Annotated in this window: 13 protein-coding genes and 1 pseudogene; 4 read left to right on the top strand and 10 right to left on the bottom strand. The window is 55.8% G+C overall.

All coding sequences use genetic code 11. From position 1 onward, the window contains the following. Window positions 1–11: 11 nt before the first annotated feature. Complete coding sequence (mexE, locus tag ACZ9BB_RS10540) at window positions 12–1,265, bottom strand: multidrug efflux RND transporter periplasmic adaptor subunit MexE (RefSeq protein ID WP_476213717.1); 1,254 nt, start codon at window positions 1,263–1,265, stop codon at window positions 12–14. 456 nt (window positions 1,266–1,721) lie between these two features. On the opposite strand from mexE, the gene ACZ9BB_RS10535 reads away from it, so the two are divergent. Further along, window positions 1,722–1,952: a hypothetical protein gene (locus ACZ9BB_RS10535; RefSeq protein WP_476213716.1), complete on the top strand. Its 231-nt coding sequence runs from the start codon at window positions 1,722–1,724 to the stop codon at window positions 1,950–1,952. A gap of 69 nt (window positions 1,953–2,021) precedes the next feature. On the opposite strand, the gene antC is transcribed toward ACZ9BB_RS10535, so the two are convergent. The 3 genes from antC to antA are packed head-to-tail and all read right to left on the bottom strand — an operon-like array spanning window position 2,022 to window position 4,947. Further along, a complete protein-coding gene (gene antC, locus ACZ9BB_RS10530) occupies window positions 2,022–3,053 on the bottom strand; it encodes an anthranilate 1,2-dioxygenase electron transfer component AntC (protein ID WP_476213715.1) in 1,032 nt (343 codons plus the stop codon). A gap of 18 nt (window positions 3,054–3,071) precedes the next feature. Further along, window positions 3,072–3,560, bottom strand: a complete 489-nt coding sequence (gene antB / locus ACZ9BB_RS10525) for an anthranilate 1,2-dioxygenase small subunit (RefSeq protein ID WP_095054953.1) — start codon at window positions 3,558–3,560, stop codon at window positions 3,072–3,074. Window position 3,561: 1 nt separating this feature from the next. Next, the gene (gene antA / locus ACZ9BB_RS10520; RefSeq protein WP_476213714.1) at window positions 3,562–4,947 is read right to left on the bottom strand and encodes an anthranilate 1,2-dioxygenase large subunit; all 1,386 of its coding nucleotides are present in this window, start codon (window positions 4,945–4,947) and stop codon (window positions 3,562–3,564) included. A 202-nt stretch (window positions 4,948–5,149) separates the two neighbouring features. Here antA and ACZ9BB_RS10515 point away from each other — a divergent pair, with 202 nt between their 5' ends. From ACZ9BB_RS10515 to ACZ9BB_RS10505, 3 genes and pseudogenes are all read left to right on the top strand, one after another. Beyond that, on the top strand, window positions 5,150–5,449 hold the full coding sequence (locus ACZ9BB_RS10515) for a helix-turn-helix transcriptional regulator (protein WP_476213713.1): 300 nt from the start codon (window positions 5,150–5,152) through the stop codon (window positions 5,447–5,449). Between the two features lie 58 nt (window positions 5,450–5,507). Next, window positions 5,508–5,729 (top strand): annotated as a pseudogene (locus ACZ9BB_RS10510) (CBS domain-containing protein); the annotation flags it as partial. A gap of 587 nt (window positions 5,730–6,316) precedes the next feature. After that, window positions 6,317–7,636: an MFS transporter gene (locus ACZ9BB_RS10505; protein WP_476213712.1), complete on the top strand. Its 1,320-nt coding sequence runs from the start codon at window positions 6,317–6,319 to the stop codon at window positions 7,634–7,636. A 226-nt stretch (window positions 7,637–7,862) separates the two neighbouring features. Here ACZ9BB_RS10505 and ACZ9BB_RS10500 read toward each other — a convergent pair whose 3' ends face one another. From ACZ9BB_RS10500 to ACZ9BB_RS10475, 6 genes are all read right to left on the bottom strand, one after another. Further along, window positions 7,863–8,261 carry a helicase gene (locus tag ACZ9BB_RS10500; RefSeq protein ID WP_476213711.1) on the bottom strand — a complete coding sequence of 133 codons (399 nt, stop codon included), beginning with the start codon at window positions 8,259–8,261 and terminating at the stop codon, window positions 7,863–7,865. Further along, a complete protein-coding gene (locus ACZ9BB_RS10495) occupies window positions 8,248–9,129 on the bottom strand; it encodes an alpha/beta fold hydrolase (protein WP_476213710.1) in 882 nt (293 codons plus the stop codon). Before ACZ9BB_RS10495 ends, ACZ9BB_RS10500 begins: the two co-directional genes overlap by 14 nt. 53 nt (window positions 9,130–9,182) lie before the next feature. Further along, on the bottom strand, window positions 9,183–10,448 hold the full coding sequence (locus tag ACZ9BB_RS10490) for an NADH:flavin oxidoreductase/NADH oxidase family protein (RefSeq protein WP_476213709.1): 1,266 nt from the start codon (window positions 10,446–10,448) through the stop codon (window positions 9,183–9,185). Window positions 10,449–10,472: 24 nt separating this feature from the next. Continuing rightward, window positions 10,473–12,116 carry a GMC oxidoreductase gene (locus ACZ9BB_RS10485; RefSeq protein ID WP_476213708.1) on the bottom strand — a complete coding sequence of 548 codons (1,644 nt, stop codon included), beginning with the start codon at window positions 12,114–12,116 and terminating at the stop codon, window positions 10,473–10,475. A 329-nt stretch (window positions 12,117–12,445) separates the two neighbouring features. Next, window positions 12,446–13,816 (bottom strand): outer membrane protein transport protein, encoded by a 1,371-nt coding sequence (locus ACZ9BB_RS10480; protein WP_476213707.1) that lies wholly within the window; start codon window positions 13,814–13,816, stop codon window positions 12,446–12,448. Between the two features lie 384 nt (window positions 13,817–14,200). Continuing rightward, the gene (locus ACZ9BB_RS10475; protein WP_476213706.1) at window positions 14,201–14,860 is read right to left on the bottom strand and encodes a winged helix-turn-helix transcriptional regulator; all 660 of its coding nucleotides are present in this window, start codon (window positions 14,858–14,860) and stop codon (window positions 14,201–14,203) included. Window positions 14,861–15,030 lie beyond the last annotated feature (170 nt).

The raw sequence follows: 15,030 nt of genomic DNA, 5'->3' as shown, positions 1-15,030 counted from the left end.
GTAGAGATCCCTTAACCGCGTGGAGTCGCAGCAGCCACTTTCACAACCGTACCCGGCGCGACCTTGGCAGGTGCGACTTGGGGCAGGTTGCTGGCTTCCAGCGCTTGTCGTTGTTGAGCCAGCGCCGCGAGGGTTTCCTGGCTGGCCATCGGAATCACCTCAGGGGTGACCGGTGAGCCAGGACGTACCCGTTGCAGGCCCTTGACGATGATGGTGTCGTCCTTGTTCAAACCGCTGCGCACGATGCGCAAACCTTCGATCTTCGGACCCAGTTCGACGGGGCGGTAAGCCGTTTTGTTGTCGGCATCCATCACCAGCACGAACTTTTTACCCAGGTCGGTACCGACCGCTTCGTCGTTGATCAACACAGCGGAGTAAGTGCCGCTACCCACCAGTTTCAGGCGTGCATACAAGCCCGGGGTGTAGCTGCCATCGCTGTTGTCGAACACAGCACGACCGCGGATGGTGCCGGTCTTCGGGTTGACCTGGTTGTCGACGAAGTTCATCTGGCCCTGATGCGGGTTGCCGTCTTCATTGGACAGGCCCATGTAAACCGGGGTGGTGGCGCCGCGTTGACCCTGGCGGGCGAGCTGGTTGTACTTGAGGAACACACGCTCGTCGGCGTCGAAGTAGGCGTAAACCTTGTCGGTGGAGACCACGCTGGTCAGCGCGGTGGTGTCGGCGGTCACCAGGTTGCCGGCGGTGATTTCCGCACGGCTGACACGGCCGCTGATAGGGGCTGTGACGCGGGTGAAGCTCAGGTTCAGTTTGGCCAGGTCCAGTTGGGCCTGGAGGGCGCCGACGGCGGCGCGTGCTTCTTGAGCCGCGCTGGTGCGCGAATCGGCGAGTTCGGCGGAAATCGCGTTGCTGGTGCGCAGACGTTCGCCGCGCAGGGCTTCGTTTTCGCTGCGGGTGGCTGTGGCGCGGGCCTGGGCAACCAGGGCTTCGAGGCGGCGGACCTCAGACTGGAAGGGGCGCGGGTCGATCTGGAACAGCAGGTCACCTTTCTTGACCAACGCGCCTTCGGTGAAGGCAACGTCATCGATCTGGCCGGAGACCCGTGGACGAATCTCTACCGTTTCCGGCGCTTCAAGGCGCCCGGTGAATTCGTCCCACTCGTTGACCGGTTGCTCCAGCACCTTGGCCACGCTGACTTTGGCTGCGGGCATGGTGGCGGCAGCGTCCGGAGTCTTGCCGCAGGCGCTCATCACCAGCACGGCCAACAAGGCCAAGGGGAAGCGCAAATGTTTGAGTGACTGTTCCATGGATGCATCCGCCAATGTATTGAGATGGACGGATGATGCTTGGCGGGCTTGTATGGCACGAATCGAATGAAGCGAAGGTAACTATCATTCGGAATGATATAAGTTCATAGCGAGCCCTCTAGCATGCACCTTCCGTTAGTGGGCTATCAAATGAAATGATGACAATTCAGTGTTGCAGGGAGTGTAAGGGACTGGCATCAACCGCGTTATGGCCATCGCGAGCAGGCTCGCTCCCACATTAGACCGGCGGCGTACACAAATCCCCGGAGCGTAATGCTGTCACTTAATAACGTTTTGAGTCAGTGAGCAACCTGTGGCGAGGGAGCTTGCTCCCGCTTGAGTGCGTAGCACTCACAAAAATCGGTGATTGTTATCAGATTTTGGGGCCGCTACGTAGCCCAGCGCGAGCAAGCTCGCTCGCCACAAAGGTAAGCATGACTGAAGCATCTCACTTAAGTGAACAACATTACCGCAGAAACGGATATGTACACCGATCAAAATCGGAAATGCTTGGCTGCCATGGAGCAGCAGTCCCAAGTGGTGGAAAGTTTGTCGCAGCAGGTATTGCAGGTGGCTGAACTGTCGACTGATAGTGTCGGCAAGGCGCTGGACGGAAAGCACATCAGCGAGGACTTGCAACGTCAGGCCGAAGCATTGTGTCATCTGGCTGAACGCTTTGATCGTTGATTTGCCAGGTTCAATTGAAGACAAGATAAAAGGGGAAATAGCCGCGAGGCTATTTCCCCTTTTTTGTCGTCACTGCTTGGCGTTGCTCTCGATGAATTTTTCGTAGTACATCTGAAAATGTTCAATCTGCTGAGCGTTGATCCAGGTTTTGATGGACTCCACCATCGGTGGCGGACCGCACAAATAGATATCGAACGGATTAGCCTCCAATTGCTGGCGGTCGAAGTGTTCTGGAATCCACCCGGTTTTGCCTGCCCATGCCGCGGACGGTTTCGAGACGACGAGGTGGTAGTCGAAGTCAGCGATGCGTTCACGGTAACCGGCCAACCGCGGGAGCTCACACAAATCGTTGTCCTGCGTAACGCCATAAAACAGCTGGATTGGCTGGCCGCAACCTCCTTTTTCTGCAATGTTATCCAGCATTCCGAGGAAAGCCGACAGGCCGGTTCCGCCTGCCACCAGTACCAGTGGCTTGGTCACTTGGCGTAGATAAAAGCTACCCAAAGGTGCCTCGAACTCAATGAGTTGACCAGGCTGGCAATGCTCTCTGATGAAGTTACTCATTACTCCATCAGGCAGCAGCCGGATGAGAAACTGAAGCTGGTTAGTGGGGTTCGGGCGGTTAGCGAATGAATAAGAGCGCCACTCACTGGTTCCAGGAACATGCACACGTGCGTACTGTCCCGGAAGAAAATCCAGTTGCTGCTTGTTGGAGCACGCGTCGATATGAAGGATTGCAGTGGTGGCTGACATTTGCTCTACACCGGTAACAACCGCCTGTAACAGCTGGGTTCCGCCGCCGTTACACAGCGTCGAGTCGAAGTCGAAATAAAACGAGGCGTCCGATTGCACGCGGGTCTGGCAAGAGAGCATTTTGCGTTGGGCCAGATCGTGTTCGGATAATGCCTCTTCATCGACGTAGTCTTGAGTGAATTGACCTGATTCGCAGCGGCCCTGGCAGGTGCCACAGACGCCTTCGCGACAATCCAGTGGAATGTTCACACCATTACGCAGCGCAGCGTCGAGCAGCAGTTCGTTTGGTTTGACCTCGAAGAACGAGGTCTTGCCGTCTGCGAAGCTGAAAGCGACTTTATGGTTCATGACAAGGTGCCCCGCAGCTCACAGGTGATAGAAATCAAGCACAGAATTGATCGTGTCATTGAGCAACACGATGTGCTTGCGAGTGATCTTCCAGCTGTCTGCGACCGCTTTAAGGTGGTAGGTCACATGGCCGTAAAACTGCTCGGACAATCCTTGGCGAGTGTAAAGCGTGACCCAGGCTGCCTTGACTTCAAGCAAGCCATGATCGAGCTCCTTGATTCGCACGTTGCTGATTTGATGCAGGGTGCGCGGCATCGGGTTCGAAGCCGCTGACTTACCGGTGCGCAGGCGAAACACCCGGTCTTCAAGGCCAGACCGGTTCGAGTAGTAAATCAGCGACATGCTGCGCTTGGGGTCGGTGGTGTACACATGCTCCGACTCCCATTGCGGCAGATGGAATTCACTCTGCTCATCAAAGAGGGCGATGTAGGCGTCCCAGTCCTGCTGATCACACAGCTCGGATTTACGGTAAAGGAACTGCTCGACGGAATGTTGTAGTGCGCTCATTTCACACCTCCTTCAACTTCAGGGCTTTTTGTTCCAGGCCTTGCAGAAGGAAGCGCTGCCAGGAACCGTGCTGATTAATGTAGAGCCCCTCATGGGTGAACTCGGTGCCGGTCAATACCGGGTTGATGCCCAGAACCTCGCTGTTGGGTGTGGGGCCTTCAACCCATTTTTCACTGCCGCGTGATACTTCGTTCCAGCGTTCAAGGCGCGCCTGGAATCCACGTTGGGCTTCGCGAAACTCCACCAGGTCGTCTGGGGTTCCCATTCCTGAAACGTTGAAGAAGTCCTCGAACTGGCGAATCCGGTTTTCCCGGTCCGCGTCGGACTCACCTTTCACGCCGATGCATTGGCTGGTGATCTCTGTCTTGTTCCAGGACACCGGGCGCACAATGCGCAGTTGTGAGCTGATTTGATCCATGAAGAACAGGCTTGGGTAGATGTTGAGGTTGCGCAGACGGTGCATCATCCACTCGGCTTGCTGCTGGCCATACTCTTCCACCAGACGCGGCATGACGGTGGCATAACCGGCGCGTACAGTCGGGTTGGGCATGTCGCTGAACAAGAGGCTGTGACCATTCTTGAACGAGAACCAGCCGTCGTCGGTTTCGGCATCGCCGGCGCCCAGTTTGCTGTAGTCCAGTGTGTCGGAGCCGCCGCCATTAGCGGCATTGACTTGCTGGCGATGCTGTACCGTGGAGACGTAGTTGTAGTGCACGGTGCTGACGTGATAACCGTCCAGACCGTTTTCGTGCTGCAGTTTCCAGTTGCCGTCGTAGCTATAGGTCGACTTGCCCGGCAGTATCTCCAACTCGCCAGTGGGGGACTGCGCGACCATCATGTCGAAGAACACTTTGGCATCACCGAGGTAGTCTTCCAGCGAGTCGCTGCCGTTGACGTCCAGACTAATGAAGACGAAGCCCTTGTAGCTTTCGATCCGGGCTTTCTTCAGGCCGCGGGTGGCCTTGTCGAAGCCTTCCGGGTACTCCCCAGGTGCCTTTACCTTGACCAGGCGGCCGTCACTTTTATAACACCATGCGTGGAACGGACAGGTGAAGGTTGACTGGTTACCTTTGCTGACGCGAGTTAGCGTTGCGCCCCGGTGCTGGCAAGCGTTGATAAGCGCGTGGAGCTGATTGTTTCCGTCCCGGGTGATGATCATCGGCTGACGACCTGCGCGCATCGTCAGGAAGTCATTGGGATTCGCGATTTCACTTTCGTGGCAAGCGTAGATCCAGTTCTTTTCGAAGATCAGCTCCATCTCCAGGTCGAACAGTTCCGGCTCTGTGAACATGTCACGGGCGATACGGTATATGCCTTCAGCCGGCCGGAAATCCAGACAACCCTGAATGTAGTCTTGCCACTGCGCAATGCTTCTAGTGCTGTTCATCAGGTACACCCTTTTTGTAGTTTTAGGCTCAGCCCGATTGAAAGCCTTTCTGTGCAGTGCGGCTATCCGGATTCGAGGCGATATCTGTCCGTTTCTTGGGGGCCGGGGGCTTGATCCTGGCGCAGCCAAATAATTACTCAAGTGATTGGAGGGGATCTCGCAAACACGCTGCCCTGCGTATTTGCTGAAGGCCAAGCAGTTCATGCATGAAAATGCTGGCGGCGAACTGAATCTGGACGATATCGGTCGGGCGGCTGGCGTATCCCGCTTCAAACTGTCTGAGGACTTCAAGAAGTACTTCGGTATATCTCCCGCTTTGTACTTGAAGCGGTTTCGCCTTGAAGCGGTCAGGCAGGCGCTTTTAGAGGGTGGTTGTAATGAAAACATCACCGCGGTAGCGATGCGGTGGGGATTTAACCATCTGGGGCGCTTTTCATCAGATTACAAAAAATTGTTTTTGGAAGTGCCATCGAAAACGGTTGAACGAAGTCGCAGCCACTGACTAGGCAGGGCGCCCATTAGCAGGCACTTGCATCAAAATAAAATAAGAGAAGATTGTCATGAAAACAGTTACCCAATTACTGTGTTTAAAGCCCGTGCATAATCAAAAAGTTCACACCATTGCGCCGGACCAAATGGTGTTGGAAGCGATCAGGGTTATGGCTGAGCGGAACATCGGTGCTCTACCTGTCGTAGAAAACGGGAATGTAATCGGTATTGTCAGTGAGCGGGACTATGCACGGAAAATGGTACTGCAGAGACGTTCCTCGGCGGGCACGCCGACCTGGTAATCAGGGCGGAAATTCTGCCCCTGAAGTCTTCTCCTTCTTTCCGACGTGCTGGTTGCTGTAGGTTGAGTTTTCACCAGGGCTCAACGGCATCAGGTTTCCAATCTGCGTTGATAAAAGTCGGAAAAAGCCCGTTGACACTCATAAATTCTTACGTAGGATCAGGGCTCTTCAGGGAGCAACAACCGGGTCAGGGAATGACTGGTCTGCCGTAATGGCATGCGTGCCACAGGCACGTCCTTCGACAAGACTTCCTGCATTTCCTGTAGGAAAGCATCCTGTTATCTGATTGTGATGTGTCCTTGATCAGGGGGCTGGTTTTTCATTTGACTCACGAAAGACAGCGTTATCCCGAAAGTGGGCACCTCAAGCGAACTGCCGAACATTTTGCCGTGCGCAAGTCTGCCTCTGCGTTACCTGTTTAACGTTTACCGACGCGGCCGCTGTGTTCGCCTCGCACTTATGACGTACTGAGTTCCGAAATGGACTGCCTGTTCGACGGGGCAGTGGTTTCCAACCAACGAGTAACGAGACGACAGGCTTTTTTCAGACCTGTTGAGTGACTGTGCGGAGTTGATGATATGAAATTGTTCAGGCCGTTGCTTCAGCGGCCCGTAGCCTTGCTGTGGGGAGGGTTGGCGCTCTCTTCGATCGGTGATGAACTCTTCGCGATTGCCATCGCCTGGATGGCGGTGCAGATCGCCGGAACCGATGCAAGCTGGCTCAGTGCTTTACGCGGTGCTGCCGCGTTGGCAGGTGCTTTGCTGGGGGGGATATGGGCAGAGCGCTGGGACCACCGTCGCACGATGATCGGCGCCGACCTGGCGCGGGCCGGGCTTGCCTTGATTCCGGTGCTTGCTTGGGGGCTCGGCATCATGAGTCTGTGGATGCTGGCGGTGCCGCTCATGCTCATGATGATCGTCAACTCGTTGTTCGAGCCGGCGCTGCGTGCCAGTCTTCCGCGGATTGCCGCGGCGCCGGACCAGCTGCAATCGGTCAACGCGCTGTTCGATGCCATCATCCGGGTCGCCCGGGTGATCGGGCCAATGCTGGCAGCGGCGATTACGCTGCTGATTCCGATCGAGCATCTGTTTACCCTGAACAGCATCACCTTCCTGATCTGCGCGTGGGCGGTCATGAAGTTGGGCAAAGCGTTGCCGCGCCAACCTGTCAAGGCAACAAGCCGGCGTGCCGGATTTACCGCCGGTTGGAGAAGCCTTGCGGGACGCAGCCAGATGCAGGCGGTGTATGTGTGCGCGGGACTGGGCAATGTTGCCTGGAGCGTGGGTATATCGATCGGCATGGCGCTGGCAGTCGTCAAATACGATATCCAGGGATTCGGCGTACAGGGCTTTGCTGCCTACGGCCTGATCATGGGGGCTTACGGGGCAGGGAACCTGATCTCCATTCTTGTTGTGGGCAATCTGCAGATCCGCCGCTTGTATCACGGGTTTACCTTCGGCTCCGTGGTAAACGGCCTGGGCATCGCAGTCATCGGTGCGGCCGTGCTGTACCTGCCACCGGAACACGTCCTGACGGGGATGATGATCGGCGCAAGTCTCGCGGCACTCGGCGGGCCACTGATCGACATCTCATTCATTCTGCTCATTCAAACCCGGTTCCGGCAAAGCGAAATCGCCGGACTGGCAAGGCTGCGCTTTGCCACGCTGGGTGCGTCGATTCTGATTGCCGGTGCCTGTGGTGCTGCGCTGTATGCCCGTTTTGAAACCGGCCTGGTGATTGTCGGTGCCGGGATTTTCGAAGTGATCGTGGGGGCAATTGTGCTGCTCGTCCCCAAGGATAACGAAGCCGTCCAGGCGAACAGGGGAGACGGCTCTTCGTCGTCAACCTTGGCGGATGGCAGCGAGGTGGCCAGATGGAACAGTTCCATGACTATATAAAAGACCACGCCGAGCGAATGCCGGACAAGATTGCGATTACATTCATGTGAATGGGCGTGACCAGGTTCCTGCAGGACCAAGGCCTGCAAGGCCGTTCGGCGCGCCTTAGGCCAGGCTATCCGGATCCCCGAAGAAGCTAAGATCACGGCGAGAAAGTCAGATCTGACAGGCACCCATAAAAAAGCGGATGACTGTCAGATCAAGTAGGGCTCACTGCATCAAATTCCTAGCGCGTCGAAGGGTAAAATGCTGATGTTTTTTTACCGGGCTGCAAGTATTCAGTTAATCCCTGGAACCACATCACTTCAACAAAGTCACCGCGAATAACCAAGTCCTCTTTACGCAATCCTGTGAGAAATGCATCTTTACTGTCTTTGGCAGACAGAATGGCGAAACCCTTTGCTGCATCTCTAAACGACAGGGTAAATTTTGGCTTTTCAGTCAAACCGGCAGAGGATTTTATCTTGCCGCTTTTAAGGGTGAAGTAGCGACCCACTCCGTCATGCGTTTGGATTTGAAAGACCAGCTCCTTGCCTTTAACGTATTTTGCACAGTCAGGACTTTTTTTGATTGTTCTCTGTAATAGCTTGGTCAACGCCCATAACAAAAATTTAAACTTCAGCATGGTGAGCTTGCTCCGCAAGGGGTGACTCGTTGAGGAATTGAATGGCGTGTTTGAGAAAACGCTCAGGGCATTGGAATTGAGCACCATGACCGGCATCCGGGTACAGGAACAGTTGGGCGTTCGGGATGTTCTGAGCCATGTACCAGGAATTGACCGTTGGAACCATAACGTCATTCATACCGTTCAGAATGAACGTCGGCTGTTTGATCTCGCGCAGATGATTGAAAGGATCGTTCGGGTCCAGCTTTGGCAAATAGTACATATTCGCTTCGATCTGGGCCTGTATCACTTCAGGAGAGCTGGGTGGGTCCTGGTCGACACGCTGATGACGGCGCTCCCAGAAATCACGTCCGGCCTGCTGCGCCGCCGCGGATCGACCGAAGAACAGAAACAGAAAGTCTTCGAGGGTCGGAACGGGGCGCGGTGCTGCTTCCAGCACTCCAGGGTCTGAGTCCGGATTACCGCCACGAGGTCCGGTGCCGAGCAGCATGAGCTTGCGCACGAGGTCAGGATGTCGTCGTGTCAGGTCCTGGGCCTGAAAACCACCCAGTGAGAAGCCTAGAATATCTACCTTGGACAGGCCTAACGTGCGGATCACCGCAGCCGCGTCATCGGCCATATGTTCGATCCGGTTTCGCGGTTTGCCGGAAGAAGAGGCAATCCCTCGACCGTTATAGAGGATGACCTCGCGCCCCGCAGCCAGGCCATCCGTCATAAGTGGGTCCCAATGATCCATACCGCCGCGAAAATGTTGAAGGAAAAACAGAGGGGGCTGGCCTGTCGTATTGTTGCCCCAGCGGCGATAGGCAAATTGATCACCATCAACTTCCACGAAGCGGGTAGGGGTGGTGAAATGGGTGTCGGTCATGTTGAAGTCTTCCAGGTGGTTATTGTGGCGATCGATGCGAGCGAGCGTCGGGCTCAGGCCCGTGCGCGCATGCGCCGCGTACGGAACGTGCCCCAGCCGCTTTTCATCACTGATTTGGAAAGTGCCCACAGCCCACTTTCGTTGGGACGCGGATCGCCGCCATTGGCGATTCGTTTGAGCTGCAGCGTGTACCAGAAGATTTCCATGACGCCCATCTGATCGATTTGCTTGATGCCTGTGGTGATCGGCCGTACACGTTGCGAACTGTCCTGACCTTGCAGCAGGGCCGCCGGTGCCTCGGGATCAATGGCCAATAACCGCGCGAGGCCAATGACATCGAGCGCTCCGGAACGCAGCGCAGCGTTCATGGCGGCGGCACTGCGAAAACCGCCAGTGACCATCAAAGGCACCTTGATCGAGGCGCGCACCTTTTCAGCAAACTCAAGAAAGTAAGCCTCGCGCGCTACGGTGGATGCTTTTTTCGTCTCCTGGAGCCCGCCGCTCATGGCTGGAGCCTCATAGGTGCCCCCCGAAATCTCAATCAGATCGATGCCTGCTTCGGCAAGTGCATGAATCGTCGCCATTGATTCCTCTTCGGTGAAGCCTCCGCGCTGGAAATCTGCTGAGTTGAGCTTGATGCCGACGGGAAATTCGGCGCCGACCTGGCGGCGAATCTCGGCGTAAACAGCCAACACGAAACGTCGACGTTTTTCCGGGCTGCCACCCCATTCATCCGTACGCCGATTGTGGTGTGGCGAGAGGAACTGGTTGATCAGATAACCGTGCGCGCCATGGATTTGCACGCCGCTGAAACCGGCCTCCTTGCAGATGGCTGCGCTGCGTCCAAAGCGCCGGATGATGTCTTCGATCTCGGCAATGGTGGCTTCGCGTGGAGTCTCGAACAGTGCGGCCATGTCCTCGCGGAACGGGACCGCTGATGGCGCGAGGTTGCTGTCATTCAGGCCTTTGGTCGACTGCTTGCCAGGGTGATTAAGCTGCACCCAGATCGCGGCTCCCTGCTCGGTTGCAGCACCGGCCCACTGGCGTAGCATAGGCATGTCAGTTACATCCTCGATCACCACATTGCCTGGTTCGCCGAGCGCACGCCGGTCGATCATCACATTTCCGGTGATGAGCAAACCAATGCCCGAGGCGGACCAGCGCCGGTACAACTCGACCAGTTTCAACGTCGGGTGATTGTTGTAGGTGCCCAACGTTTCGCTCATGGACGCCTTGGCGAGGCGGTTGCGAAAAACGCTGCCGTTCGGGAGTTGCAAAGGCTGGTTCAGCAGATTTTCTTCAGGCGAGGAGGCGGTCATGGTGAGTTCTCTATAAGGTCTGATTCAAGATTGAAGGGTGTGCAGCGGGATGGCGTTCGATACCCGCTTGTTTTTCACTGGGATGTACGACATGGCATGCTCGGTCAGCGCGGTAATCGTCAGGCTTGGATTGACCCCGAGATTGGCGCTGAGCATCGAGCCGTCGCAAACCAGCAGGTTCTGATAGCCGAAGACCCGGTTCTGTACGTCCATCACGCCGCGCTCCGGCGAGTCCGCCATCGCACAGCCGCCCATGCAATGCGCCGTGGTCGGGATGTTGAATAAAATCTCGGAGAGAAAAGTGGTAGGTATGCCACCGAGCGCCTTTGCGCCCTTTTCAGCAAAGGCATTCGCCTCCGGAATGAAGGTGGGGATGGGGCCGCCTTCGCTGGCGAGCTGTTTCGCGAACGGCCAAAACCAGCGACGCTTGAGTCGCATATCGAGAGACGCGTCCGCTGTCTGCATCACCAGCAGTAACATGGTCTGACGGGCGAAACCTGCGGGGTTGTGCACGAGCAATGCTTGCAGTGGATGTTTGAGCAGTGTCCATAGCCAGGTCAATATTCGCATCCACCCCGGGCGCCCGCCGCATAGCAAGGTCATCATCAGGCCTATCGCATCCGAGCCTTCCGGGTAGCGCACGACTCCGATATGGGTGTGCTCATCGAGATAGATGCTGCCGCCCCCCGCCAGTCCTGGCGACATGCTCTTGTCCGCTGCCGGAAAGCGTATACCGATAAGGGATTCGGCATTGGTGCGCACACGCTTTCCGAGGTCGTCGCTGATGCGCGGCAACGACCCGTTTTGCTTGAGCCGGAACAACAATTCCATGGTGCCCAACGAGGAGGCGGCGAAGATCACACCGCGGCAGCGAAAACTGCGGCGCAGTTTGGCGAACCAGGCGGTCGAGCATTCAGTGAAGACTTCATAGCCGTCACTGCCGTCTTCTTTGCCGTTGAGCGGTCGCACGTCCACCACCTTGGTCTCGGCAAAAACCTGGGCGCCGCGCTTTTCTGCGAGATAAAGGTAGTTCTTGTCGAGTGTGTTCTTGGCGTTGTGCTTGCAACCCATCATGCAGCCACCGCACCCGGTACAGGTTCCGCGCGCCGGGCCTTCACCATTGAAGTAGGGATCCGGGTAGGTCTGGCCGCCTTCTTCACCATCGGGAGCAAAGAAGGTACCAACGCGTGGGAGGTGAAACGTGTGGCCCACGCCTTGCAAATCCGCCATTTTCTTGAGGCGTAAATCAGCCTCGCCCATGATCTTGCTCTCTGTCACGCCCAGCATCTTCTCCGCCGTGGCGTAGTACTGCGGCATGATTCGTTTCCAGTCCGCCAGGCCGGCCCAGGAACCCTCATTCCATACGCTATCGCGCGGTGTCAGCAAGGCGTTGGCATAGGTAATGGATCCGCCACCGACTGCGTTGCCGCTGACGATCATCACGTGACGGAACAGGCGCATGTTGTAGAAACCGAACATCTTCAACCCGGGTCGCCACATCCAGCGCCGCGCGTCCCAGTTGGATTTTGGAAAGTCCTCGGCCGTCCAGCGTCTGCCCATCTCCATTACGCCAACGCGGTAGCCCTTTTCTGTCAGCCGGAAGGCGGACACGCTGCCACCGAATCCGGAGCCGATCACGATGTAGTCGAAATCGAAAGATGGATTCATTGCGTGCTACTCAGACAAGCACTGCGATCAGGCGTGAAAGAACGGGTCATGCGGCGTCTCCTTGTTTTTGTAATGGTGCTGCGGACTCTTGTAGATTTAACTATACCATTCGTATATTTCAAAGACTATATGAATAGTATAGTTTGGCTGGTTGGGTGGTAGACGTAGGCGGATCGACGATGAGGCGAGGGCATCCAACAGCGGAGCCATAGATCTGCGAGACGACCGGCGCCCATGATCGGCCGGCTTCCAGTGTCGATCATCCGCTGGGCTCTCGCCCAAGTGAGCATGGGCTATGGCTCCGATCAGGGAGCCAGGCTGATGACAAATCAGAAACGGTAGGTTATCTGTGTACCTATAACGTGCGCGCTGTTGTCGTATTTCGCGCTGTAGCCGGGCTGTACGCCGGTTGTATTTGCTTGGCTGACGGAGGTGGTTGATTCCCATAGATAGCCATAAGCCAAATCGATGGTCAGGTCGGCGTTGGGAGAGAAGCCTATTCCCAGCGTCACGGCTTTTCGGTCGCCCACGGGGAGTCGGACGTTTCGATCGGCGTTGCGGGCAGGTGATGGATCGTAAGCGAAGCCGCTGCGCAACAGCCATTGCGGGGAAAGCTGGTACGAGGCCCCAATAGCCATCGACCAGGTGTCATGTAATTTAAAGTCATCTCCAAAGCTGTTGAAACCCAGTTGCTGGCCCAGTGGCGGTACACCACTATTGACCGCTTCGATCCTCTGAACGCGGCTCCATCGGGTCCAGGTTGCGCCCAGGTAGCCAGTCCAGCGCTCGTCAAAGTGATGGGTAAACGATGTGTCCAGCGACTCTGGCAAAGTGATGTCTATTTTATTGCTGTATTTGCCATCGAGACCGAAAGCACTTGGCGAGTTGCTCACCTGCGTATGGCCGTTGACGTGAAAATCAAGTTTTGAATGATAGGTGACGCCCCACGTGGTGGAGTCGTTCAGGTCGACCATCAGGCCGAAATTATAGCCAACGGCGTTATCGTTACCCTTGATAGTGATCTGCGTGTCGTTGCCCCCATTGAGCAGCCCTGTGGCCAAATAGGTTTGCATATTGTTTTCGATACGGTTCAATGTTAGCCCGCCTCCGACAGAGACATGATCATTGATGCGATAAGCAACGGCGGAGTTCAGGGTTTTAACTTGAACCTTGCTATAGGAACCATGATAGCGTCCCTGGAACGAACTTTCGTAATCGTTCACAAGGCCATAGAGAGCGTACAAGCCCAAGCCGAAAGTGAAGCGTTCGTCAATCGGTATGGATAAATAGCCAAAAGGGATTTTCGTCAGGGGTACGGAATCTCCTTTGTTGGTGCCTGGCGCATCGCTATGAGCGTTTTTAATATCACTATTAACCTTGATCAAGGCGAACCCTCCGCTCACTTCCCTGCGCTTTATCTTGCTCAGGCCGGCCGGATTTCCATAGACAGTACTCGCATCCAGAGCAGCAGACGAGCGCCCGGCATAAGCAGTTCCGGCGCTGCTAACGCTTTGCTCGTTAATAGATAAACCATTGGCTAAAGATAAAGTTGCCTGCCCACAGATAGCCAATGACAGAGTGGTTTTGAACAACGCACTGCTTGACTTGAGTATCAGGGTGGACCCTGTCTCAAGATGACGTTTCAAACGCAGTACTGATTTCCGGGAAGGGCGAAGCGCAGAAAAATATTCATGGTTCATCTGACGGTACCTGTTGTTGTTGTTGTTGTTGTTGTTGTTGTTGTTGTTGTTGTTGTTGTCGGGATGAATAGAAATCGTGGGCGGCCGTATACATCAATAGTGCCGGCCGGGCTGGAGTAGGAAGTGTTAATTGGATCTTGCAGACACGTAGTTGTTTTTTAGTTACAAAGCCCTCTCTGGCAGGCGATTGCCCTATTTATATATTTTGGGGTTGCAAGTTGCGTTGATGGCAAGAAGAGCCTTGCCTGGCAGGCAAGTACCCTCGGGCCAGACGCGGGTACAAGGCTGCAAGCAACTCGCTGATAAAGAGGCAATGACGGATGCCGGGCGGGCAAGTCTCCCTCGATCCGCATGGCGCGAGGGAAGGGGGAAAGGCCGGCAGTCCTATGGCTTGTATTCGAGTACTTTGCACACTCGTGTGAAGGCTGGCCGATCCCCTTGCAACAGCTTTGCATGACCTTCGCGAAGTGCGCGAGTTGGAGTGATCTGGCGCAGGACCAACGCAATGAAGGTTTCCATGTCGCATTGTATTTTGACGTCGATGGGCTCTTCGCTCGGCCCGGAGCGTGCCAACAGGTTCCCGTCGCTGACTCGAATATGGAAGACTTCCGCCCCCACCTGGAACTCGTACAACTCCTGCAAACCGGTGCTCGCAGCCGAATCGTTCGAGCCTGTCAGGCACAGAGCTATGAGTTCCGCACGAGCACTGGAAGGATCGATGCGTTCGTCGATCGGCAGGCTCAGCCCCCAGAATCCCAGCGCGATCACCGGCTTGCGTAGTTGCTCGCCCAAGTCCGTCAGCTCGTAAGCTGGCGTTGCGGAAGGTGTGTGCAGGGTGACTTGTTGAATGACGCCGTTCTGCACCAGCATGGCCAGGCGTTCGGACAGCCGGTTTGTACCCATTGCAGGCAGGATCGCGAGCAGATCCTTGAAACGCTTCGGACCTAACAGGAGTTCGCGAATCAAGAGCAGCGTCCAGCGATCTCCGAGTACGTCGAGCGACCGGGCTAAGGGGCAGAGTTGACCGTAGGTTTTGTTTGTCATGGCGCATTGTACAAAATTCCGCTCAGTTGAAATACAGTGAAAAGCCACTGCTGCCTCAAGTCGAAGGCATTGGGCGTTGTTCCAGTCCCTTGGACGGCTGATCTCACGGTCGCTTTCATGTATCGCTCACTGAACAGATTGAGTCATTTTTATTGATTTCACTATACCGT

This window comes from Pseudomonas sp. TE3552, from assembly GCF_056278945.1.
Note: the sequence above shows the minus strand (reverse complement) of the source record. Positions and strands in the feature narration are given on the sequence as shown.

What these genes read in the sequence shown, in the direction of transcription:
- antA (WP_476213714.1), bottom strand. Translation starts at nt 4,947, where the DNA reads ATGAACAGCACTAGAAGCATTGCGCAGTGGCAAGACTACATTCAGGGT.
- antC (WP_476213715.1), bottom strand. Translation starts at nt 3,053, where the DNA reads ATGAACCATAAAGTCGCTTTCAGCTTCGCAGACGGCAAGACCTCGTTC.
- antB (WP_095054953.1), bottom strand. Translation starts at nt 3,560, where the DNA reads ATGAGCGCACTACAACATTCCGTCGAGCAGTTCCTTTACCGTAAATCC.
- ACZ9BB_RS10500 (WP_476213711.1), bottom strand. Translation starts at nt 8,261, where the DNA reads ATGCTGAAGTTTAAATTTTTGTTATGGGCGTTGACCAAGCTATTACAG.
- ACZ9BB_RS10515 (WP_476213713.1), top strand. Translation starts at nt 5,150, where the DNA reads ATGCATGAAAATGCTGGCGGCGAACTGAATCTGGACGATATCGGTCGG.
- ACZ9BB_RS10485 (WP_476213708.1), bottom strand. Translation starts at nt 12,116, where the DNA reads ATGAATCCATCTTTCGATTTCGACTACATCGTGATCGGCTCCGGATTC.
- ACZ9BB_RS10480 (WP_476213707.1), bottom strand. Translation starts at nt 13,816, where the DNA reads ATGAACCATGAATATTTTTCTGCGCTTCGCCCTTCCCGGAAATCAGTA.
- mexE (WP_476213717.1), bottom strand. Translation starts at nt 1,265, where the DNA reads ATGGAACAGTCACTCAAACATTTGCGCTTCCCCTTGGCCTTGTTGGCC.
- ACZ9BB_RS10505 (WP_476213712.1), top strand. Translation starts at nt 6,317, where the DNA reads ATGAAATTGTTCAGGCCGTTGCTTCAGCGGCCCGTAGCCTTGCTGTGG.
- ACZ9BB_RS10495 (WP_476213710.1), bottom strand. Translation starts at nt 9,129, where the DNA reads ATGACCGACACCCATTTCACCACCCCTACCCGCTTCGTGGAAGTTGAT.
- ACZ9BB_RS10475 (WP_476213706.1), bottom strand. Translation starts at nt 14,860, where the DNA reads ATGACAAACAAAACCTACGGTCAACTCTGCCCCTTAGCCCGGTCGCTC.
- ACZ9BB_RS10490 (WP_476213709.1), bottom strand. Translation starts at nt 10,448, where the DNA reads ATGACCGCCTCCTCGCCTGAAGAAAATCTGCTGAACCAGCCTTTGCAA.